General features: G+C 49.8%; 18 protein-coding genes and 1 pseudogene. 7 read left to right on the plus strand and 12 right to left on the minus strand.

Going from position 1 to position 21,147, the window contains the following annotated elements:
* Window position 1: 1 nt before the first annotated feature.
* Window positions 2-687 (minus strand): annotated as a pseudogene (locus NSP04_RS13430) (queuosine precursor transporter).
* 160 nt (window positions 688-847) lie between these two features.
* On the opposite strand from NSP04_RS13430, the gene NSP04_RS13435 reads away from it, so the two are divergent.
* Together NSP04_RS13435 and NSP04_RS13440 are read left to right on the plus strand one after the other, a co-directional pair.
* Window positions 848-2,458 (plus strand): DUF4331 domain-containing protein, encoded by a 1,611-nt coding sequence (locus tag NSP04_RS13435; protein ID WP_257512863.1) that lies wholly within the window; start codon window positions 848-850, stop codon window positions 2,456-2,458.
* Window positions 2,459-2,470: 12 nt separating this feature from the next.
* Entirely contained in the window at window positions 2,471-2,710 is a 240-nt protein-coding gene (locus NSP04_RS13440; RefSeq protein WP_257512864.1) for a hypothetical protein, read from the plus strand.
* A gap of 61 nt (window positions 2,711-2,771) precedes the next feature.
* On the opposite strand, the gene NSP04_RS13445 is transcribed toward NSP04_RS13440, so the two are convergent.
* Window positions 2,772-3,467 (minus strand): hypothetical protein, encoded by a 696-nt coding sequence (locus tag NSP04_RS13445; RefSeq protein ID WP_257512865.1) that lies wholly within the window; start codon window positions 3,465-3,467, stop codon window positions 2,772-2,774.
* A gap of 57 nt (window positions 3,468-3,524) precedes the next feature.
* On the opposite strand from NSP04_RS13445, the gene NSP04_RS13450 reads away from it, so the two are divergent.
* Window positions 3,525-4,562, plus strand: coding sequence for a hypothetical protein (locus NSP04_RS13450; protein WP_257512866.1), 1,038 nt, complete (start codon window positions 3,525-3,527; stop codon window positions 4,560-4,562).
* Window positions 4,563-4,566: 4 nt separating this feature from the next.
* On the opposite strand, the gene NSP04_RS13455 is transcribed toward NSP04_RS13450, so the two are convergent.
* The 6 genes from NSP04_RS13455 to NSP04_RS13480 form a co-directional block, all read right to left on the minus strand.
* Window positions 4,567-6,702, minus strand: coding sequence for a hypothetical protein (locus tag NSP04_RS13455; RefSeq protein WP_257512867.1), 2,136 nt, complete (start codon window positions 6,700-6,702; stop codon window positions 4,567-4,569).
* 61 nt (window positions 6,703-6,763) lie between these two features.
* Window positions 6,764-7,651, minus strand: coding sequence for a DUF6279 family lipoprotein (locus NSP04_RS13460; protein WP_257512868.1), 888 nt, complete (start codon window positions 7,649-7,651; stop codon window positions 6,764-6,766).
* 64 nt (window positions 7,652-7,715) lie between these two features.
* Window positions 7,716-8,285, minus strand: a complete 570-nt coding sequence (locus NSP04_RS13465) for an ATPase (protein WP_257512869.1) — start codon at window positions 8,283-8,285, stop codon at window positions 7,716-7,718.
* A 12-nt stretch (window positions 8,286-8,297) separates the two neighbouring features.
* Complete coding sequence (locus tag NSP04_RS13470; RefSeq protein ID WP_257512870.1) at window positions 8,298-8,714, minus strand: TA system antitoxin ParD family protein; 417 nt, start codon at window positions 8,712-8,714, stop codon at window positions 8,298-8,300.
* Between the two features lie 72 nt (window positions 8,715-8,786).
* Window positions 8,787-9,800 (minus strand): alpha/beta fold hydrolase, encoded by a 1,014-nt coding sequence (locus NSP04_RS13475; RefSeq protein ID WP_257512871.1) that lies wholly within the window; start codon window positions 9,798-9,800, stop codon window positions 8,787-8,789.
* Between the two features lie 212 nt (window positions 9,801-10,012).
* Complete coding sequence (locus NSP04_RS13480; RefSeq protein ID WP_257512872.1) at window positions 10,013-11,575, minus strand: alkaline phosphatase PhoX; 1,563 nt, start codon at window positions 11,573-11,575, stop codon at window positions 10,013-10,015.
* A gap of 146 nt (window positions 11,576-11,721) precedes the next feature.
* Between NSP04_RS13480 and NSP04_RS13485 the strand changes: the two genes are divergently transcribed.
* On the plus strand, window positions 11,722-13,686 hold the full coding sequence (locus NSP04_RS13485; RefSeq protein ID WP_257512873.1) for an alkaline phosphatase D family protein: 1,965 nt from the start codon (window positions 11,722-11,724) through the stop codon (window positions 13,684-13,686).
* A 229-nt stretch (window positions 13,687-13,915) separates the two neighbouring features.
* Window positions 13,916-14,521, plus strand: coding sequence for a hypothetical protein (locus NSP04_RS13490; protein ID WP_257512874.1), 606 nt, complete (start codon window positions 13,916-13,918; stop codon window positions 14,519-14,521).
* Here NSP04_RS13490 and NSP04_RS13495 read toward each other — a convergent pair.
* The 3 genes from NSP04_RS13495 to NSP04_RS13505 all read right to left on the minus strand — a co-directional run bounded on the left by NSP04_RS13495 (window position 14,518) and on the right by NSP04_RS13505 (window position 16,426).
* Window positions 14,518-14,784: a hypothetical protein gene (locus NSP04_RS13495; RefSeq protein ID WP_257512875.1), complete on the minus strand. Its 267-nt coding sequence runs from the start codon at window positions 14,782-14,784 to the stop codon at window positions 14,518-14,520. The two genes, NSP04_RS13490 and NSP04_RS13495, sit on opposite strands and share 4 nt — an antisense overlap.
* A gap of 16 nt (window positions 14,785-14,800) precedes the next feature.
* Window positions 14,801-14,953: a hypothetical protein gene (locus tag NSP04_RS13500; RefSeq protein ID WP_257512876.1), complete on the minus strand. Its 153-nt coding sequence runs from the start codon at window positions 14,951-14,953 to the stop codon at window positions 14,801-14,803.
* Between the two features lie 249 nt (window positions 14,954-15,202).
* On the minus strand, window positions 15,203-16,426 hold the full coding sequence (locus tag NSP04_RS13505) for a saccharopine dehydrogenase family protein (protein WP_257512877.1): 1,224 nt from the start codon (window positions 16,424-16,426) through the stop codon (window positions 15,203-15,205).
* Between the two features lie 192 nt (window positions 16,427-16,618).
* Here NSP04_RS13505 and NSP04_RS13510 point away from each other — a divergent pair, with 192 nt between their 5' ends.
* Window positions 16,619-17,332 carry an N-acyl amino acid synthase FeeM domain-containing protein gene (locus NSP04_RS13510; protein WP_257512878.1) on the plus strand — a complete coding sequence of 238 codons (714 nt, stop codon included), beginning with the start codon at window positions 16,619-16,621 and terminating at the stop codon, window positions 17,330-17,332.
* Complete coding sequence (locus NSP04_RS13515; protein ID WP_257512879.1) at window positions 17,329-20,250, plus strand: EAL domain-containing protein; 2,922 nt, start codon at window positions 17,329-17,331, stop codon at window positions 20,248-20,250. Before NSP04_RS13510 ends, NSP04_RS13515 begins: the two co-directional genes overlap by 4 nt.
* Here the strand turns inward: NSP04_RS13515 and NSP04_RS13520 are convergent.
* Entirely contained in the window at window positions 20,220-21,146 is a 927-nt protein-coding gene (locus NSP04_RS13520) for a mechanosensitive ion channel family protein (protein ID WP_257512880.1), read from the minus strand. The genes NSP04_RS13515 and NSP04_RS13520 overlap by 31 nt on opposite strands.
* Window position 21,147 lies beyond the last annotated feature (1 nt).

A 21,147-nucleotide genomic window follows, 5' to 3' on the forward strand; every position in this document is an offset into this window, starting at 1 on the left:
TCTACACCTTCAAGCTGAATGGTGTGAAGTTGGTGTTTCTGTCGTAATAATCTTCGTTCTCTGCACGCTTTAATTTGGCGACTATCCAGTAGGTCAGGGGTGTCGCCAAAATTTCCCAACTTGTTTTCAACACATATTGAGTCAGCGCCACAGTGATGATCTGGTCGGTGCTCATGATTCCCCAGAACGCGATGGTGTAGAACAAGGCTGAATCAATGAATTCGCCCACCACGGTGGAACCGATGGTGCGCGTCCACAGCCATTTGCCCTGGGTCCAGATTTTCATTTTCGCCAACACAAAACTGTTGATGAAGCTTCCACTCCAGAAAGCAATCAGCGAGGCCAGCACAATACGCCAGGTGTTACCAAACACGCTTTCAATGGCAGGTTGCCTGTCGGCCCAGAAGGGGGCAAGTTCACTACGGTAAAAGCCATTACCGATGCGAAAGCCAGCGCACCAAAGCCAGCCCACACTGCGCGGCGGTCACGGCCATAACCATACACCTCGGTCAAAATGTCGCCAAAAATATAAGAAATCGGGAAGAAAAGTACCCCGGCTGCGAATGTGACCGTACCCACCACGGGCAGATCCAACTCGGAGATTTTTGCGGGGCCGATCAGGTTGGAGCACAGCAGCACCGCCACGAAGGCCACCAGAACGAACTCATAATATTTGTATTGGCGCATCTGAAACTTATCCTGTGGGTAGTGAGTACGAATATAGATCGTATATGTAGTAATTACAGTAATAATGATTATTGTGGTAACGGTATGCGAAATCTATACTCATGTTGCAATAACTGCGCTGTGGTTATTGGTGTCACCAATTGAAACAGAGGATGGAAAGATGTACACATCAATGAAGAAAGGCACACCAAAAAACAATAAAAAGTTTACCAAAAGTATTTTAGCAGGCAGCCTGTTGGCTGTTGTCAGCGTTGCTGCGTTGGCTTCTAGCCATCGCGAAGCGCCTTCCATTACCACCACACCGAAGGTAGACGGAACAGATTTTTACATGTTCCGAAGCTATGAAGCAAACCGGTCCAATTTTATTACTTTGATCGCAAATTATCAGCCTTTGCAGGATGGTTATGGCGGCCCGAACTATTTTTCGATGGACCCCAACGCTCTGTACGAAATTCACATCGACAACGATGGCGATGCGCAAGAGGAAATTACATTTCAGTTCAACTTCCGCAATACATTGCGCGATTTGAAGCAAACCATTGGAGGCGAATCCGTCAGTATTCCTTTGATTCAGCAGGGCGGTGTGGCCAATGTGGGCGACACGAATTTGAATTTGAATGAAACCTACACAATGACTGTGGTGCGTGATGGCCGCCGAAACGGCAACCGCACTGTCGTTTCGAAAACTGGTGGAAATTCAACACTTGAAAAACCAGTGGACTACATTGGTGAAAAAACTTTGGGTAACGCAGCGGCTTACCAAGCGTATGCGGATGCTCATATCCACACTGTCACGATTCCTGGATGTTCAGCAGGTACCAATCAAGCCCGCGTTTTTGTAGGCCAGCGCCAGGAAGGTTTTGCTGTGAACTTGGGTACCATTTTTGACTTGGTGAATGCACCTTTTGGAGTAATTTCAAACCGTGCCAATGCCAACGCTGCATTTGAAAATTCCATTCAAGACAAAAACGTGACCAGCATTGCCTTGGAAATTCACAAAGATTGTTTAACTCCTGGAACTGAAGACGTAATTGGTGGATGGACAACCGCCAGCGTGCGTCAGGTTCAAATTGGTGACGGTGTACCAGCGCAAGGCCACCAAACGGCAGAGAAAGTCGGTGGTGCTTGGGTACAGGTATCACGCTTGGGTATGCCTTTGGTGAATGAAGTGGTGATCGGTTTGAAAGACAAAGACCGGTTCAATGCTTCTAAGCCAAGCGGTGATGGTCAGTTCTTGACCTATGTGTCTAACCCCACCTTGCCGCAGCTGATTAGTTTGGTGCTTACCCAAAGCCCCGCTTCAGCGCCTACAAACTTTCCAAGAACTGATCTTTTGAATGTTTTCTTGGCTGGTATTGAAGGTGTAAACCGACCTGCGAATGTCACCTTGTCAGAAATGCTGCGTTTGAACACTGAAACCATGCCAACGGCAATTGGGGCCCAAAACCAGTTGGGCTTGGCCTTTGGTGATGCGGCAGGTTTCCCGAACGGTCGTCGACCAATCGATGACGTAGTGGACATTTCACTGGTTGCTGTAATGGGCGGCCTTTGTGTGGCCAATGGAACGGGCAACACGTTTGGTTTGAACACGGTGCCTGGTACCAACTTGTCATCCACTTGCGCACCTTCCAGTGTTCCCTTGGGCAATACATCGCTAAGTATTCACGACGCTGTGGAGCAGGCACGTGTGCCCTTCATGAATCGCTTTCCGTTCTTGAGCACACCCACGCCGGGTTCAGGCACGCCTGCACCAACGCAAACCACGCTTTAAGAGGACAGCACCATGAAACCTAAAAGCAAACTTGGACTGGCAGCGGGTGGGGCATTGTTGCTTACCCTAGCGGCCTGCGGTGGCGATGGTTCACCGCTTAATATCAGGGCAGCGGGCAGTGACGGAAATATCAATGCGACTGAAGCTCGGGCACTTTTAAGAAACGCCCCGGAAACCGGCGAGCCTGATGATGTTAGCAATTTAATGCTGGCTACTTCTGAAACGGCAGAGCCATTTGATTTGCCTGATTAAATTAATGATTTGATTCAGTGCGCATGGAAAATCCCGCAGCTCAAAAGGCAGCGGGATTTTTTTATTCTGCGTTCAAAATTACTGACAAAAACTGACTTTTGTAGGCTGTGCCGTTTTCTTCAGTGGTCAAGGCCCGTAGCAGAGCTTCCCCTCTGGGTTGTAACAGCAAAGTGACTTTGCCAGTGGCATCAGTTTTGGACCACAAGGTAATCGGGGTCTCTGGGTACTCAAGGCCAACGGGTAAGTCAGGTACAGCTTGGCCGTTCTTGTACACATAGATGTTGTCGCTGTCGCCAGGCAAACTTACGAATTGCGCAATCGCCGGGTTGTACAAAGCGCTATCAATTTTAATCGGTTGAATCTGCGCAGTCTTGAAATACTCTTCGTTGAACTTCTCGCTGCCCAACACCTTGTTGACCAGCGCTTTGTCCACTTTGTTTTCTTCAAAGTGCTGCGCGCCTTGGCGGGGCGACAATTCAATCAAGCTGGTTTTCAATGTGGCCAAACAATTCGTGGGGCGTTCTTTGTACACATAGCGAATGCTGTTTTCGTCAAAGGCTAAATTAAAAATTTCGCCTTGGGCGTCAACACACCTTACGGCGTCCACATATTGACCTTTCACCGTAATTTCCTTGGCCGGGAAGTTGTGCCCAGTGGACAGGCCCATGCTTTGTTGGCCCGGCTCTATCCAGGTCAGGTGTGCCATGGCTGGAGCGCTGGTACTAATAAAGAGCAATGCAATCAGTTTCTTCAACATAACAACTTTGGTGCCGCAGGTTAGAATCATTTAACAGTACTACACAACGGATCAATCATGGCGAAAACCGCTGCCACAGCGCCCAAAGATTTGGCTTCCCAGCTGCTTGAAGCTGAAGTTGCTTTCTGGCTTCTGAACCTGAAGGGTAAGAGGTTCCAGGCCATGTTGGCCGATGAGTTGGGGTATGTACTGGACCGGTTTGAACACATTTTGTTGAAAGATGCGGTTGACCAGAAAAAGGTAAAAGCCACAGCACAGCGATATGCCGTTGAAATGGAAATTGGTGGTGCCATTCCTGAACTGTTTGGCGAAATCGCCAACCGTATTTTCGAGTTTCCTGCCAGCCGCACCACGAAAATTGGCGAGGTGGTTTCTGATTCAATTGCCACTGAGTTCATCGAGAAAATCTTCGAACAAGATGGTGTGTTGGATCATGCGGTCACCAATATTCGCAACAGCACGCCTTTCCGTCATTTTTTATCCGATGTTATTTTCACTGTGCTCAAAGACTATGTGTTTGAGCAAAACAACTTGATGAAGTTCACCAGTGTGGCAAGCAGCACACGGAAGGTTCGTGAATGGCTAAGTACCAAAGCCCCTGATTTGTCGGAGGGGCTTGAAGACCGCGTGCGCAACCTGATGGAAAGCGGTGTTAAAAGTTCGCTGGAAATGGTGGATGAAACCCTGGACAACGAGCAGTACCGGGAAAACGCCATGAACAGCGCGTTGGCTTTTTGGGATGTGGTTCGCGAGTGGCCGCTAACGGCCTACCGCGATTACCTGACTGAACAAGACTTGCAAGAATTCATGGTGATGGGCTATGAATTCTGGCTTGAGTTTCGCAACACCGAGTATTTGAAATCATGCATTGATTTGGGCGTTGACTTTTTCTTTGAAAAGTACGGCGAGCAGTCGTTGCAAGACTTGCTAGACGACATAGGCGTTACCCGTGAAATGATTCTGGAGGAAGTAGACCATTACATTCCAGACCTTGCTGCCTTGCTGATCAAGGAAGGTGTTGCAGAAGGCTTTTTGCGCCGCAATCTGCAGCGCTTTTACAGCAGCAAGAAGGTGCAAGACCTTCTTGCGCCTTGATTATTTACAAATTGCCTGTGCTGGAGCCAGCTGGTAGGTTCAGTACCTTGCCGTTGCTGAATGTCAGCACCACTGGGCCATCTGATTCAACAGTGTAGGCTGCACCATTACTCAAGCAGCTTGCTGCGGCATCGATATTCATTGACGCCACATTGCTCAGTTTTGCCGTGAATCGGTTTTCGCTGGCCGTTTGCACAGGCATGCCGATCAGCCTGCGAAATGTTTGCACAAAAGGCACTGGACCGTTGCCAGCTGTTTGCCCGTTTTCAAATTGAACACTGCTGCGCGTGCACGCAAAGCTTTCGACGTCCATTGCAATGTCGCCTTCTGCGCGTCCTTTGATGTTGCTGAGCCAATAAGCCTTGTCATGTTTGATTTCATACTGCGGAAATGCAAATGCCTCGTTGGTTTTGTACGTGATTCTTCCGGGATTTTTAACCACCGTTAAATTACGTGTGAATTCGGCTTCTTTACCCCATTCGTCCAAGGCAATTAAAGTAAGGTGCTCTGCGGCCAAGTGCATGTAAAACTCGTACAGCACTCCGTCGGTTTGGCCAAGTTTGAATGCCCAGTCCAGTCCGGTGTTGACTTGTACCAGTTCATCAAGTGCAGCATAAGAATGCGTGCCAGGAATGTGCCTTAAATTGTTTAGGTAGTTACTGATGTTGCCCAAGCCACCAATGCGGCTGTTGATGGGCAATTCGAAGGGCAGGGCACCTGCCAGTGCGTCTTCACCTTGAATTAGCGCGTCGCCCAGCAGCGGTGTATTCAAAATGCTGCCGGTAAAGCCCACCCAGTTGCTTAAACCTGCAAAGCGGTCGGGATACAGGGCGGCAAGGCGTGTTGATCCGTACCCACCCATGGAATAGCCGCCCACCAGCACACGGTCTTCATCAATGTTGAAGGTATTTAAGGCATCGTCCAGCACGTCAAGCACGTCACGTTCCGACAAGCCGGTGTAAAACCCATAAGGCCCGCGACCCAGCGGTGAAATAAGCACTCGGTCAAGTTGCTCACCAAACTGGGCTTGCATATTGGGCTGGTTGATCTGGCTTGCATGGTTGGCTTCGCAGCCATGCAGAATTACCTGAAGGCTGCGTTGATCATCCAGATTGCCATTGGTGGGAATGTAAACACCATAGGGCTGATACTTGCCCACAAAGTGAAAAAATTGTCCGCAGAAGCGGCTTTCAGTTTGCTCGCGACCCGGTATGCCTTGCAGCACCATGCCTTCACCGGTGGAATTCGGTACCGTGTATTTGGATGTGTAAACACGTTGTTTAAAGCCAGCGCCCACTACTGCTTTCTCGGTGTTGCCCCGGTTCAGTTTTTGGCTGTTCACCACTGCAAAGAATTCGGTAATGTCGCCAGAACCCAGTGCAGCAGCCTGTTTGTCTTCCCACCAGTTGCCCTTGTTCGGTAACAATTGTGCCGGTATGGTGCCTTCGGCGCCAGCTTCTTCATCAGGACCTCGGAAAGCCACGTTCATCACTTCACCACTACTTTGTGCGGTCACCGCCCATAACTTGAAGGTGCTATTGGCCGGTGCTGGGAACGTGCCAGTAATTAAATTGGTGTCCGGATTTCCTGTATTGAATTCATAAACCACATCGGCACCAGCCACACTCAGGCCCAGCAATGTTTCCGAGCCAGTGGCAGGGTTGTTGTCGGAATCAATTGCGATGGCGGCTATGGTTTGACCTGCTTCATAAAGGGCGTTCAGCTCGAATGTGGCCGTGTAGGTGTTGCCTTGTTTGCTGATTCGCAATTCGACCAGGTCGGCTGTGCTTTCTGCACCGGCGGGGTATCGTGAGTCGCCAGCGGTGGGCGACAACAAGCCTGGTGTATTGGCCAGTGGATTACCCAGTTGGCCAGCACGGCTGGCCAGATTCAACAAGGCAGGGCTTGGTGAAAGCAGGCCCGTGTCAGCGCCGTAGTCATCGAACACATAGTCGCGGTACACCAGCACGCCATCGCAAATCTCGGTAACACCAGCAAACCAGGATTGTTCGTTGCACTGGGCGGTTTCCTGGGGTGAAACAGGGGTTCCTGTGGCAGAGGAAACAGTGTTTTCATCACTGCCACAGGCGGCGAGCAAAGCGGCTAAAACAATGGTGGGTAGTTGTTTTTTGTACAGCACAGTCTCGTATCCGTCAGCAATTGGTTCAATGAAGTATTACTTCACTAAAGTGCCAATGGATTCAATTGCTGCTTGCCAGTATTTGAAAGTCTTCCGCCCAACCGGCTGCGCGTTCTGCTGCATTGCTCCGTTGCTTGGAGTCCGCCACATTCAAGACATCCACGATTAATGCAATCGTGGCTTGTTGTCTCATTTCACTTTCCCGCTTTTCCGATGCATTCGCAGGGTTTTGCCAATCGTTGAGCAATGCTGCAATTTGCTGACTCAAAGTGTTTTGATCGATTTGGCGATTCGCAGCCTGATTGGCCAACACCATGAAACGTTGTTGACGCTCCAGACGTTTTTGAAACCAGGTTTCCGGGTTGTTCGAGCGATTCTTTGCCCAGTTGTCAATCAGCGCCAGCTGTTGCTTGTTTAAATTGCCAAGCCACCGCTCAAAGCGCTCTGCCATGCGTTCGGCGGATTGCTCAGTTCGCTTGTCGGGATTGCTCGGCAATCGCTCTTCTCGGTATTTTTCATTTGACTTTTTCAACGCCGCTTCAATTTCAGGGATTTGATGGGGGTAGAAGCCCAACATGTTTTTGGCAATCAAGGGGGCTGCTTGATTGGCAGTTCGGCGTAACGATGTTCGAACAGTTTGGTTCAATGCCTGCACTTGAGCCGTGGTAACAGGCTCAACCTTGGAATTGCTTGCTGTAAGTGCTGTTTGTACGACTTGTAGCTCTTGAGCCAATTTTGGTAGTTCGTTGCTGCGGTGCCATTGAACCAGTTCAGTCAGACTGGTTCGAAGCAGGGCAGATTGCGTGTCATCGAAATCAATCTTATTGCTTAGGTAGGTATGCGCAAAAGTGACCGAGTTGTTGTAACCCAGTTTGATTGCGCTGCAAGCGCCCAATAGCAAGACGCTGGCGAGCAAAATAAAGCCACGGGTTCGAATTCCAAATTTCATCGCAGATTCGCACCACTTTTTAAAGTTAAACAGTGTTGTTGAGACTCAAGGCTTTGTTTTTCGTTCATTGTGTGTGGAAATCCGCAGCCCAAATTGGCAGCGGGTTCGCAAAGACATGAAGCTGACCATCCTGTATTCGTAGTACTTTGCGAAACGGATCACTGGCGCTGGAGTTGTCGAGAACCCAAAGGTCGTCGCACAGTGGAACGGCATTCAGCACATTGTTCAAAGTACGTGGAATTCGGTTTTCAATTTTGTCGTCGGGCACTGAATGGCCGCCTGTTCCAATGCGTTGGTACACACGGGCTTTATTCAATGCAGTTTGTTCTAAATGAATAAATACCATGACTACCTGGTAGCCCAGTGCCTTGGCTTTGGCCACGAAATCGATTTTTGAAGGGTGCGAAAACACTGTTTCAAAGCAAAAAGTTTTGCCCTGTTCGAGAAGGCTGTTTCGAAGATTTTCCGCGATTTTCGCGGCGTCGTAGCTGTGGGCTTCCGGTGCTTGAGGAAACACATCGCGGGCGATGTCATCGGCGTTCACAAAGGGCATGCCCAGTGCTTGCAGTTGTGTGCGGTAAAAAGTGGATTTCCCCGCGCCATTGCCGCCCACCAGCAGCCACAGTTGTTTCATGTCAGCTCAATGTCAACTTAGTGTCGGCTTTATGGGCTTGAACACGCCGTTGTCAAACTGGCCCACTTTTATTTTGCCTTTGCCATCAACTTGTTCAAGCAGACCAGGGTGCGTGGTGCTGGCTTGGTAGCGCAGTTTGCTTTGGCTAACTTCGGCTTTCAATTCACCAGTGCTGCGTTTCAGGTCCATATTGCCAAACACCGTGTCAGCGTTCAGTGCTGGGGCGTTAACTTGCTCCAGCTTCACGCGCAGCAGCCCTGCCTTGATTTGAAGCAGACTTTCAGGGTCGAGCAAGTTTTCTACTTTTTGGCCGATACTGGCCCAGTATTCAATTTGCTCGGCCGCACTGCGGTGGTGGAGTTTACCCAACACGGAAGCATTGCTCATTAAATCAGATTGGATACGAATTGGTGAAGAGGCTTTGGCCATGGCATACTCCCTGCGAATGCAGTAATTGTAGCAAAATGCTACAAAAACAGCAAATCACAGGTTTCGAACTGATTACAAGTTGCGCAATACGAATTCTTTAATGGCCTGTGCGCAGGGGTAGGGTGTTTCAATCATGGGTAAATGCCCCACTTCGTCGAACAAACACATTTCCGCACGCTTGATGAGCCGCTCGAATTCATAAGCGCAGCTAATATGAAGCACATCGTCTTGCTTGCCCCACATGATCAAAGTGGGCGCTGAAATGTCTTCGAAGGTGGCTTTGGTGTAGTCGGGGCGGCGGCTCAGCATTTCCTGAAACAGAAACCCGTTAACATCGCGCCGGTGAATCAGTTCGGTGGCGGAAAAAAAGGCAGCAGAAGCAGCCAAAGCCCGGTTGTGAAATACCAGCTCAGTCAACTTCATCACGTCCATGGGTGCACGGGGCACCAGGCGGTTTTTACCCCGCAGTACTTCGCGGATAAAATCAGTTTCTTCGTTGCCCGGAAGGCCCAGTGCGTCCATCAATACAAGGCTGGTGACCATTTCCGGAAAGCGGGCGGCAAGCAAACCAGCCAGTGCACCCCCCATTGAATTGCCCACTACATTCACTCTATGCACGCCAATTTCAGTCAGCCAGTCGTGCAAGCGTTCGGTTTGATCTTCAAGGCCATAATTGCGTTCGGGATTGAACCCACTCTCACCCCAGCCTGGCAAATCAGGTATCAAAATCCGGAACTGTCCTGCGAAGAACGGTAGCAACGGCAACCAGTGTTCTTTCGCTGCTGCAAAGCCATGCATTAGTAACAGGGCGGGGCTGGTCGGGTTACCGATTTCTAGCCACACCAGTTTGTCTTTGCCCACACCAATTCGCTTGCGATGCACACCCACCAAGCCACCATACCAAGGGTTCAGACGCGTAAAGCTGAATAATTTTGGGCGCCAGTCTTTCAGTTTGTCTGACGAGATTTCAGGCGCGTGGCGCAAAAATGCCTCGCCAACATGGTCAAAATATTGATCAACCAGTTTTGCGCCTTCGCTGATGGGAGTAACTTCTTTGCCTTTGGACTTACGGACAGGTTTGGCCAAGTGGGACCTTTTATTTATAGTATTGATACATGATTACCAAAGCATACTTCGAATAATTACAAAGGTGAGCCCTTACCGCGAAACTCAATAATCTTTGTGTTTGGTCTTTTTCGCATCATTCGGGGAAAGGCTTACACTGTCCTTGCAAGCCAACCTGATTTTTTTAGGCATTCATTGACCTTGTGTCGTGTGGACGACACAAGGCGAACACCTTAACCTCGAAACTCCTCCGGAATTAACAGTTCATAAGTGGCGCCGGTGCCGGGCAAGTTGGGCAAGCCGGGCAAGGCAGGCAGGTTGGGCCCACGCTGATTGCTGAAGTAGAGCCTGGACCCGTCCGGTGAGAATGCAGGGCCTGCAAGCTCACTGCCACCACCTGTAATTTGAAGCAGAATTTTCGCAGGTTGATTTGGAATCATCACCATCAAACGCATCGCGTCGCCATCTTCGGCCACGATTACATCGCCCGCAGGGCTTACCACCAAGTTGTCTACATCGTCAAAGCCCGCACCCTCGGCTAGCTGGCTGTTGTCAAACACAACTTCGATTAAGTCATTATCAACGTCGAGCGCATACACCCGGTTGTCGCCCTTGCAGGCGAAGAATACTACTGCGCGCATTGGCTTGGCCACGCCACTGACAGTTGGTGCTTGCCCTTGGGGGAATTCCTGAATCCAGATGCCTTCACCACCCCTGAACACTGTGCCTGGAACTGGCAAACCTGCGGTGCTGGTCCGGTTGCGTACCTGTGCCTGAGGATTCTCGGGTTCCAGCACATCAACCCACTTTACGCGGTGAACGCGTTGTGCCACTGCAATGTCGTCCTGATATGCACCTGCTTCAAAACCGACAATTTCAAGTACTTGAAGTTTGCCCTGTTCCATGTTTAAACCCATGATGCCGTTCACAGCGGGGCGTAATTCACCTTCTGACACGAACCTGTAAAGGCGACCGTCACCTGCATCTTCAGTCAGAAACAATGTTTTGGTCGGCATGTCCACTGCCACGGCCTCGTGGTTGTATACACCAAGTGCGGGCAGGGCGCGTGCGGTTGAGGTGTTGCCCAGCGGATCGCATTCCCAGGTCACGCCTGTTTGGGTTTCTTCACAGCTTAACCACGTACCCCATGGTGTTGCGCCGCCCGCGCAATTGCGCGAAGTGCCAGTCAAAATTCGATAAGCCGATTGCAAGTCGCCCTGTGAGCTGAATCGCAGTGCACCCACGCCGCCTCTTGGCGCTTCTGTTTCGCTGTTGGAGACGTAAACCCAACCGCCATCCTCGGTCGGGAAAACTGCACCGCCATCGGGAAAGATATGCCAGTTGTAGCCAGTCAAACCAAGCAAATCAGGTATGCCCAGCACAGGATTACTAAGGTGGCGCGCCACGGGGCGGACCACAAAACCTGCAGGTGCGAGAATGTTGTCAACGCCCGTTGCCACCAATTCACCAATTCCAGCCAGCGGGCCAGGCTGCAAGGGAAGTTCCATGGCCAATGGACCCAAGTTGGGAGGATTGACAACCGGTGTGCCCGGGTTTTCATTGGGCGCTGTTGGCGTAGTGCCGTCAATTGACGAATTTCCGTCGGAACCACATGCACTCAAGATGGGAAGTGCAGTTGCACCTGCGCCCAAAAACATGGCGCGAAGCAGGGCTCGTCGTTTAAAAGAGGGGATTTGAGTAGGTGTCATCGCATGCCTGCCGATATAACGTTGTGTACTTTTTGTACTTGTTTTTTTACTGCGCAGTTTGGGCAAATTACTCAGTGTGAACTGCATTACAAATGACACATGTCATTTTCAAGACGATTCATCTAGAACAATGACTCCCAGTCAAAATAAATCCTTTTCTCAAGTTGGGCAGTATCAGATTTAACCAACACAGGAAAGGCAATCTGATGAAGCGGCGCGATGTACTAAAGGCAATGGCAGCAACAACTTTGGTGGGTTGCGGTGGTGAAAACTTGGTTAGCAGCAACCCGGCTGGGCCTGTGGATCCTTCTGATCCTGGCGTGGGTGGACCTGTGAGCAGCAATGAATTTGAACAGGCTTTGCCACAACCTGGATTCGAGCCGGCAGGGTTTGACTTCCCCATGGTATTGGCCATGCCTTTCGCCCATGGTGTGGCCAGTGGCGACCCCTTGGCCGACCGGGTTATTTTGTGGACCCGAATTACCCTGCCTGAATACCCGCCGCAAGGCGTGCAAGTTCGTTGGCTGGTCAGCACCACGCCCGACATGCAAAATGTGGTGCGCCAGGGTACACAGCGGGTTGTGGCACAGCACGACTACACCTTGAAAGTAGATGCCCAGGCGTTATTGCCTGCCACCACTTATTATTACCAATTCAAAACTGGCCCACATAGCAGCATCGTGGGGCGCACGCGCACCGCGCCGGCGGAAATGGTGTCTGCAATTCGATTGGCGGTGGTTTCATGTTCCAGTTATTGGTCGAGTACCTGGAGTGGCTACGGCGCAATCGCCCAGCGTGAAGACCTTGATTTGGTGATCCATTGTGGTGATTACATCTACGATTTTGTGGATGAAGACGAACAGGTTCGCGCACGAAAAAGTATCGAAGACACGGCGTATGTGGACTACCGCGACTGGTTGAATATCGATGAATGTCGCAGACGTTATGCGCTGTTTCGTTCAGACCCCAATTTAATGGCGGCTCATCAGCAGCACCCCTGGTGCATTACTTGGGACAACCATGACATCGATCCGCGCTTTGGGAACGAATTACCCACTACTTTGCCGGAAGGTCTTGAGTCCACTTGCACGTTGCTGGACACCACCCGCGCTTTTTGGGAATGGACTCCTTCACGCCCTGTGAAGGCCGACGGCAGTGGTGAATTCATTTTCTACCCCGACACCGAATACCCGGCACCAGTTAACCCATTGCTCGTGTACCGCAGCTTGAATTATGGTCCCTTGGCAAGTATTCGTGCATTGGATACGCAAAGCTTTTTACCCTCATATGGCTTGCAGGCCGACGCATCGCATTTGCCCGAGGGCAGCCCGACTTTGTTTGGAAAGTCGCAATTTGACTGGTTGTTGACCCAACTTCGTCAAGACGAAGCACAAGGTGTGGTGTGGAAGGTATTGAACAACCAAACCTGGATTGCACCATGGGTGGTGCCCAACGTGGTGGGTTCGCCGGTGGTGCCACTGCCAGTTCGCTGGAACGACTACAACGCGGAGCGCAACCTGCTAATTTCACAATTGCGCGGTGGTGGTGAAATTCCTGCAGTGAACGGCACGGTATTTGTTTCCGGCGACATGCACGGCAATTGGATTTCCGATGTCGTCGAAGACGACCAAACTGCCTTGCTGAATGACTATCAGGTTGCACCGCCCGTGCCCACCTTACGACAAGGCACATCACCCGAAAATATTGCGGCGGGTTTTCAGCGCTTAAGCACGGCAAACTTGCCTGGACTGAATTTGCGTGCTGCTTCAGCCGCTGTTGAATTTGCGCCGTCTTCGATGGGGCGTGGTGGTGCCGATGAAATTGTGGCCAACGCTTTACCTGGCAGCCCTTTTGCTTTGCAGGTGGCGGCCAGCCGCGCCATTGAAACAGCCACCATGCTGGGCAATAAGCATGTGCAATTCATGGAATGGGTTGAGCACGGCTACGGCATTGTGCAGCTGGAGCAAAGCAAAGCAATATTTGAATGTTGGTGGCAGAACAAATTGCAGGAAAACGCGCCTGACGTACTGGGCATTCAAATGGTTAGCTTTGCCGAAGATGAGCCCTTGCGTTTGCCCACACCCCGATTCAAGAATCAGGTGGATTCGGTAACCTTGCATGGCATGCAAATACAGGCTAGCAGCAGCGAAAGAACTGCTGCGCTTGCACCTGCGCCGGCGCAGGTGTTGGCTCGGTGACCTTTCCACGCAAGTGAATGATGATTGCTTAGTACTAATTTGGTCTGGCAGGAATAAATGAACCAAGGCTTGGTGCTCTTGTCTATAAAATATCGACAAGATTGAGTCGTGTTTGGTTTCAAACAGGCTGGGTGGTAATTTTTTAGCAAAGGTAATTCATATGCGAGTGTTAAAACTGTCCACTGTCGCAATGGTGGGGGCAACATGCCTTTTGAGCGCATGCGCCTCGATGTACAGCGTTCGGCCGGTGGTTGCAGAAAACCAGGTGCCGGTGCAAGGTGCCGGTTTCGAGTCATTGAGTTCAAAGAAAAAGCACACTGTACAGGTGGGTTCAGCGTACAACTCAATGCGGCAGTTCGACAATCCCAGGTTCAATGTTACCTTCGTGAATAACGGGAAGTTTCCGATTGAGTTTTCAACTGAGAACGTCACAGTGATTTTCAATGGACAGCCAGCCACAGTGGTCAGCTATGCCGCGCAAATACAGGATGTCCAAAATCGCCTTGCCAATTACGGCATGAGAATCCCAATTTTTTACAGTCCTTTTTATCAGCAGCCTTTTCACCGTGGTTTCCATGGCGGCTTTCACAACAGTGGATTTTTATTTCAAGCCGATTTCACTGACAGCTTAGACGTGCAACGAGCCTTGGAAGATTTTGATCATATCCAGAAATTTAGTCTGAAGCCCACGGTGGTGCGTCCCGGTGAGCAAGCGCAAGGGCAGATTGTGGTGGGTAAAAAGTTATCTGCAAGTAGCGCGCAAGACATCACCGTCAATGTGCAAGTCGACGACGACGCTCACACATTCAGCTTTGGTTATTTGCAAACCAATTAACCGTTTTGCAGCATGCGTTGCGGTGAATCAGGAATTTTTCTGAATTCTCGCAATTTTGTGCGTAAAAATAAAATCATCGCGTCTTTGGCAGTCAGCTCGGTACTTAGATACTCAACAACCGCATTTAGCTGTTCCACTTCGGCCGATCGCTGCTGTATCAACTCACTGGCACGTTGCTGCAGCTTGGCAAGTTGGCGGCACAAAGCATCGTTTTCTTTTAGCAGTGACTCAATTGTTTGCTGAGCGAGGGCAGAGGTTTTCATTACCGTGCTCCGGTGCCTAGTGCAAGGCATTCTTGGTGATGCAAGACAGGTCGTTGCCATGCAAGGTGGGCTGATCTAGCTCATTTTTAATCCGCTGGACTTCGGCCTGCGCAAAACCCATTACGCCGAGCAAGTCGCGAAATGCTGATGCTTCGAAACGCATCGTCATGTAATGCAAACACAAGGAAACAACATTGGTTTCTTGACAATAATATACCGACCCATTTTCACTACCGGCCAACCACTGGCCTAGCTGTGCTGTGCAGTTTTGTCGCTGCATGAATTACCCCGGTTTTGTTCGAATGAGACCTTATCGTAAATGATAATAGTTATCAATACAAGAAATTTCATCACATTATTTGTGAACGCAACAACCGGGTATTCGCTCCAATTTGCTCGCTTAAGTTAAGGCCGTGGGTCAGGATTCCAATAACTCAAACGTCAAGCCCGCATGCAATTGCAGGCGGCTGATTAGTTGTTCCCCCATCAATGACGCAGGTGTCCAAAATCCGCCAGCTTTGTCATGGTTGTCCTTGGCCAGGCAAACTACTGCTTCACCCAGCATTTTTGCTGTGGAACCATAACCGGGGTCCATGTCGCCTGTCACCCTTGCGACTGCGCTCTTGCCTTTGCTGGTGGTTCCATAGAAACGCAAATCGTATGATCCACGCTTTTGAGAGTTTTCACTGGGGCCTTCACCAGGCTTTGGAACCACGTATTTCTCGAGTATCCAGCGGGTGGGCGGTAGGGCAGCCCCAATCAAAAAGCCGGCCATGCCACTGGCCAACCCGATGGCTGTTAAGCGGCCCTTCAGGCCACTTCCCGTCATCATGGCCTCGTCGTACTTGAAATCCTTGCCATAGTTGTAACCCATCAAGGCGTTGCTTCGGTGAACTATGCGCGTGTTAATACCTGCCATGACGAAAGGCGCAAGCCAGTTCTTAGCGATGGGGTCAAATTCAGCGAACTTCACGTTGGGTTGGCGGGCAGCAAGTCGTGTTGGCGAGATCAAATAGGGATTGGCAAGCTTTTTTGCAAGTGATCGGTCTGCTGCGACTTCACGGGTCACGTTGATCATACTGGCCACAGTGCCGCCTGAAAACTCACCTTTTAATTTGCGAACACGCATGCGAATTTGTTGGCAAGGTTCACCATACTGAACAGTTACCGCATTCTGTAGAAACAAAACGCCTAAATCAGAGGGTATGGAATCGAATCCACAACAATGAACAATGCGCGCACCACTTTTTTTTGCGCTTGCCTCATGTGCATCAATCATGCGTGCAATCCATTGCACTTCACCAGTCAGGTCACAATAATCTGTACCGCTTTCGGCACAGATCTTAACAAGTTGAGAACCATACAAGGCATAGGGGCCAACCGTAGATACGATAACCCTGGCTTTTGCGCTCAATCCTTGAAGCTCTTCTTCATTGCTTGCATTTGCGGTCAGGATGGGTAATGTGCGCGCTTGTTCGCCCAGCGTATTCCTCAAAATCTCAAGTTTTGCCTGATCCCGACCAGCGATGGCCCATTTTAACTCGCCATTTAGTCCATGGCGTTTCCACAAATACTGCACCAAAATTTGTCCTACAAAACTGGTGGCACCGAACACGACCACATCGAATTCTTTTAGTTTCATCGCAGATTTTCTCCTGAATTTATTGTCTCTTTGTCGATTCTCTCATACTGAATTTACCTTGTACCGTTATTCATAATTTTGATTATTTGTATTCCGTTAGGGTGATATGTAGTGACCGGAGCTTTAACCCGTTCGGGGGGACGCAATTTGGATGTGGAATATTTAAGGTAAATCCATTACCCGGAGAGCACGATGCTTAGTTCTACAGCAGTGAATTTCTTGTCAGATTCAACATCACAACTGCTCCCTTTCTGGATTGCAAAAGCAGAGTCTGATCACGAGCTGGAACTGGCCGCGCGGGCCAGACAAGTTGCGTATGGAAAACATCTTCCGCAACTGGGCGACAAGTTGGCCACTCCCGATGAAGATGATGTTGACCAAGACTCCGCAGTACTCTTGGCCTATTCCAAACTCGACGGCAGCTGCATTGGTACAGTCAGAATCCAGATTGCCAATCAACGGGCGCTGCGACTGGAGGATTCGTTTCGACTGCCCAGCGCATTGCGGCAGGGGCGCATTGCTGAAATTTCCAGATTGGCCATTCCTTCCCGATCCAATGGACTCACCTTACGGTTGATGTTGATCAAGGCTGCCTACTGGTACAGCCGTGCACACCGGGTTGATCGTTGTTTTCTTTGTGTGCGATATCCAGTAGATCGGCAATATCGACGTTTCGATCTGGACGATGTGATGAGAAATGATGGGTTTGTGCCCATGCAACACATTGGAATGATTCCACATCGAATCTTGTGGTTTGATGTTTTCAATATAGAAGCACGGTGGTTGCTCAGCGCTAACCCGTTGCACTCTGTTTATTTTTCGAATTCACACCCCGATTTACTGAAGAACATTCAGGCGAATACCTTGATTCAAGAGACCCTTGCCCAACGGCGAAATCACGGATGAAATTCATGCAAGCAGTGCTGGTGAACAGGAAGTTTTTCCGCTTTATTCAAAGTTTACAAAACGCACCCTGGGTGCAAATGTTGTCGGTAGTGTTATTAATTTGTTTTATTGCAGTCTCGATTGTGAATTTGTCGCTGTTCGATGAACATGCCGAGCGAGAAGTCAGAGTGCAGTTTTCAAGCATGGACAATGATCAGACACCAGACTCAATATTCACCGTGCTGGAACAGATGAAAGGTGAACCACGAGCTGAAATATTGCGTACCCATCTGGATGAAACACCCTTTTGGATCTACGCCAGTCTGAATGCTGCTGTTCTGAATCATCACAATCAAATGTACTTTGAATCCAGGCATCTTGTTCAGTCAATTTGTTGGCGCGAATCAACAGTCGGGGAACTGGAACAACTTGTCTTGAGAACCAATCAGGGTCGTTTGCTTTCCACAAGTTTACTGGGTAAAGCCGATACCCAGGGAGTGCTTTGCCAGTTCAGCTTTGTAGGGCCCGCTACACTACAGATCGGTTTGCAATCTCAGGCTGATTTCAACGCGAGTTCGTTGGACTTTGAACGTCGTCAGGGTTTTCTTGAGGGCGTACTGTATTTGATGATTGGCTTTGTCGCTCTGGCTGCAATCATGACCCGTAGTTCCTTGTTTGTCTCCTATGGTTTTTGGTTGTTCGCCAGCCTTCGCCTCGTGGCTTTGTCCGAAGGGTGGGATCACACACTGTTCGGCATTGAGTTAGGTATCGAGACCCTGTCACATGCACGCATGACAGCATTGGCGATGTATTTCGCATCCACGGTACTGATGATGTGGCATCTGTTTGAGAATGTCAGGCGTGAATCCTGGGTGGGGGTGTTGCGCGCGCTTCAGGGCGCGTCGATACTTTTCATGTTGCTTGCTTTGGTGGCACCCTACCGCACCTTTCTTGAGCTGTTCTGGCCCATGAGCCTCGTGGCAGTGTCTGTGGTGGCCTGGGTCGTAATTCAATACTTTTTGGAAAAGCGAGATCGAGTTGCCATTTATTATCTTGCGGCAATGTTGATCACCTTGACCGGCGCAGTGGCGGAAGTTTTGGCTGCCTGGTTTGAACACACTTTACTGCTGCAATACTTCAACAGTGCTTCAGTAACCGTTTTTGCCAGCGTTATGACGGCAGTGGCCTTGGCTGAGTACTTCCGAAAAGCGCAACTTCAACAACAGCTTGCGGCCAGGGAGATCGAGCAGGCGCATGAGCGTCTTGAAAGCGTATTCGATATTGCACCGTCCGCCATGTTTACCTCTTCGGTTTCCGGCGAACTATTGAAGTACAACAAACGATTTGTTGATGTTTTTCTGAATCGGGAAGGCAAGCCAGTCTTTGATTTTTTACAAGCTCAAAGGCTGCAGACTTTGTTTAATTTGCTTGAAACTCCTGGCAAATCTTCGCGCCGCGAGTTGCCGATTGTGATGGGTGATGGGCAAACAAGGTGGTTTGAGTTGGTTGTGAATCGGGACGATCGCGAGCTGGTGGGTGTGGTCAGCGATTTCACGGCGCGAAAGGACAAAGAACTGGCTTTGCAGCATCAGGCCACTCACGATGAACTGACAGGCGCTCTGAATCGCCGAGGTTTGCAGCACAGCATTCACAATCGACTAATTAAAGGTGCAGGGACCTTCACCGTGTTTTGTACCGAAATCCAGCAATTCTCAAGAATTGTCAGTGCCTACGGCCTGGCAGTGTCAGATCAATTGCTTCAGGCATTTCAGATTGAGCTTCATAAATATTTGGGGTCTTATGGAGAAGTGGCCCGCCTTCATGTGGATCAGTTTGTAGTTTTGATTCACCAGGCCGATGCACTGAGAGCGGAGGATGAGTTCAATGCCTTTCTTGAGAAGATTGAAGCAACACCGTTTCAGCTGGATGGGCGAGCTATTCAGCCAACCGTATTGGCTACACTGGTTTTTCAAGGAGTGATTGACAACGTATTGGATGTCATGGAAACCGTTGAAGTATCCATGCGCGAATCCTCTGCCAAAACAAAGAGAAGCGGTCAGGCCGAGCGAATTGTGTACGAGCAGAATCAAACACGCCGTCTTTTGGAGCAATCCAGAACCATACGACGCTTGGGTGATCAGAAGCTGCCACAGGGGCTCACTTTGGCATGGCAGCCTATTTTGGCTCTCGAACAGCCAGACATGCCACTGTACGCCGAGGCTTTGCTGCGAATCAAAGGCGAGGATGGGCAATTAAGTTCAGCCGGGTTCCTGCTGGAAGCCTGCGAGAGAGGAGGGCACACGGCTTTCCTGGACAACTGGGTACTTAGTCAAAGCCTTGATTTTTTGAGCGAAAACTCAGAGGCACTTAAAAAATTAAGTGTGTTGAGTATCAATGTATCGCCCGGGTCGTTAAATGATGAGGTATTTCTTCAAGACACCTTGGCGCTCATTCTGGTACATCAAGCACAGGCTTCCAAGTTGTGTTTGGAAATCACCGAAGTGGGTTCAGTGATCAATTTACCCGCTGTACAAACCTTCATTGAACAAGTTAGAACATTGGGCGTTCGAATCGCACTGGATGATTTTGGTGCAGGTTACAGCAATTTCCGATACGCGATCGATCTGCATGCTGATGTAATCAAGATTGACGGCTCGATTATCAAGAACATTTGCCACAGCACAGAAAGTCACGCTGTGACAACCGCAATTGTTGGTTTGGCCCACGACCTGGGTTGCAAGTGTGTGGCGGAATGGGTAGAAGACTTGCACACCCTGCGGGAAGTGAAAGAGCTCGGCGTGGATTATGTTCAAGGTTATCTGATTTCACCGGCGGTTGAGTGCACCCGGTTTTTGAATTTGCAAAGCCCGCTCGATCTAATGCAAGACCAAGACAGGGCGATGATGATTCAGGACATCGTTGACGCTTTGCCTTGCTGATTCGGTTCTTCGGTGATTTCTTCCAGAGGCTGGCCCTGCTCTGAGTATTCCACCCAGAATCGTTTCACGATTGATTTCTCTAGTTGTCCTCGCTTGTTCAGAGGGCAGGCAAAACGCAAAGTCATGCGCAAGCATTTTTCATCCACACTGGCCCAGAATACCTCGGGGCGCGCTTTCGGGAGGTCGACGAAATTGTCCCGTTCTACTGCAGAGAAGTGACGCTCAGCTTCTTCGATCCAGTGTTTGCCTGCTTCATCCGCAAGACGAAGAGCCAATGATTCTGCAGCTTGAATTTTTACAGACTTGTCAAAATTGAAGTCAATCAAATGAATGCCGTACGAGCCATAGACCGACAGGTTTTTCATCGCTTGAGTGAACACAAGGCTGTTGGGTAGTGAAAGGAGACGGCCAGTCTGCTTTTTTGAGGGTCCAATTTCCGCAAGCTCGAAAGTAACAAAACCCATGTTGACCAATTGACCGGTGAATTCGCCCACCTCAATGGTGCTGCCGATTTTTAAACTCTTGTTCAGCGAAATAATCAAAGCCCCCCAAAGGCAAAGAATAAATTCTTTGCTGACAATCAATAGTGCGCCACCAATTGCAGCAAGCGAAATCAAAAAGCCTGTAATTTGTCCAGACCACAATGCCAGGATCAAAAGCAGGGCGCTAACCCAAACAATATTTTTTCGGCGCACCCATGTTGCCCGCACATTGCCGGTTTGGGGCAATTTCGAACCCGTGTCACGAAGCAAGCGCCAGTGCATCAAGCGGTTGATGGTGGTGGCCAGCATTAGAATACCGATGGACAAAATCAACCGGCCAAGTCGACTTTCCAGAAAGTTGAAGACCTGTTCAACAACGGGTTCAAGGTCTTTAAAGAATTGAATAATCTCCATA

This window comes from Limnobacter parvus, assembly GCF_024623725.1.
Lineage (GTDB): Bacteria > Pseudomonadota > Gammaproteobacteria > Burkholderiales > Burkholderiaceae_B > Limnobacter > Limnobacter parvus.

Coding starts and splice junctions, on each gene's coding strand:
- NSP04_RS13465 (WP_257512869.1), bottom strand. CDS start 8,285: ATGAAACAACTGTGGCTGCTGGTGGGCGGCAATGGCGCGGGGAAATCC.
- NSP04_RS13435 (WP_257512863.1), top strand. CDS start 848: ATGTACACATCAATGAAGAAAGGCACACCAAAAAACAATAAAAAGTTT.
- NSP04_RS13480 (WP_257512872.1), bottom strand. CDS start 11,575: ATGCAGTTCACACTGAGTAATTTGCCCAAACTGCGCAGTAAAAAAACA.
- NSP04_RS13490 (WP_257512874.1), top strand. CDS start 13,916: ATGTACAGCGTTCGGCCGGTGGTTGCAGAAAACCAGGTGCCGGTGCAA.
- NSP04_RS13460 (WP_257512868.1), bottom strand. CDS start 7,651: ATGAAATTTGGAATTCGAACCCGTGGCTTTATTTTGCTCGCCAGCGTC.
- NSP04_RS13495 (WP_257512875.1), bottom strand. CDS start 14,784: ATGAAAACCTCTGCCCTCGCTCAGCAAACAATTGAGTCACTGCTAAAA.
- NSP04_RS13445 (WP_257512865.1), bottom strand. CDS start 3,467: ATGTTGAAGAAACTGATTGCATTGCTCTTTATTAGTACCAGCGCTCCA.
- NSP04_RS13505 (WP_257512877.1), bottom strand. CDS start 16,426: ATGAAACTAAAAGAATTCGATGTGGTCGTGTTCGGTGCCACCAGTTTT.
- NSP04_RS13500 (WP_257512876.1), bottom strand. CDS start 14,953: ATGACGATGCGTTTCGAAGCATCAGCATTTCGCGACTTGCTCGGCGTA.
- NSP04_RS13485 (WP_257512873.1), top strand. CDS start 11,722: ATGGCAGCAACAACTTTGGTGGGTTGCGGTGGTGAAAACTTGGTTAGC.
- NSP04_RS13440 (WP_257512864.1), top strand. CDS start 2,471: ATGAAACCTAAAAGCAAACTTGGACTGGCAGCGGGTGGGGCATTGTTG.
- NSP04_RS13450 (WP_257512866.1), top strand. CDS start 3,525: ATGGCGAAAACCGCTGCCACAGCGCCCAAAGATTTGGCTTCCCAGCTG.
- NSP04_RS13520 (WP_257512880.1), bottom strand. CDS start 21,146: ATGGAGATTATTCAATTCTTTAAAGACCTTGAACCCGTTGTTGAACAG.
- NSP04_RS13470 (WP_257512870.1), bottom strand. CDS start 8,714: ATGGCCAAAGCCTCTTCACCAATTCGTATCCAATCTGATTTAATGAGC.
- NSP04_RS13510 (WP_257512878.1), top strand. CDS start 16,619: ATGCTTAGTTCTACAGCAGTGAATTTCTTGTCAGATTCAACATCACAA.
- NSP04_RS13515 (WP_257512879.1), top strand. CDS start 17,329: ATGAAATTCATGCAAGCAGTGCTGGTGAACAGGAAGTTTTTCCGCTTT.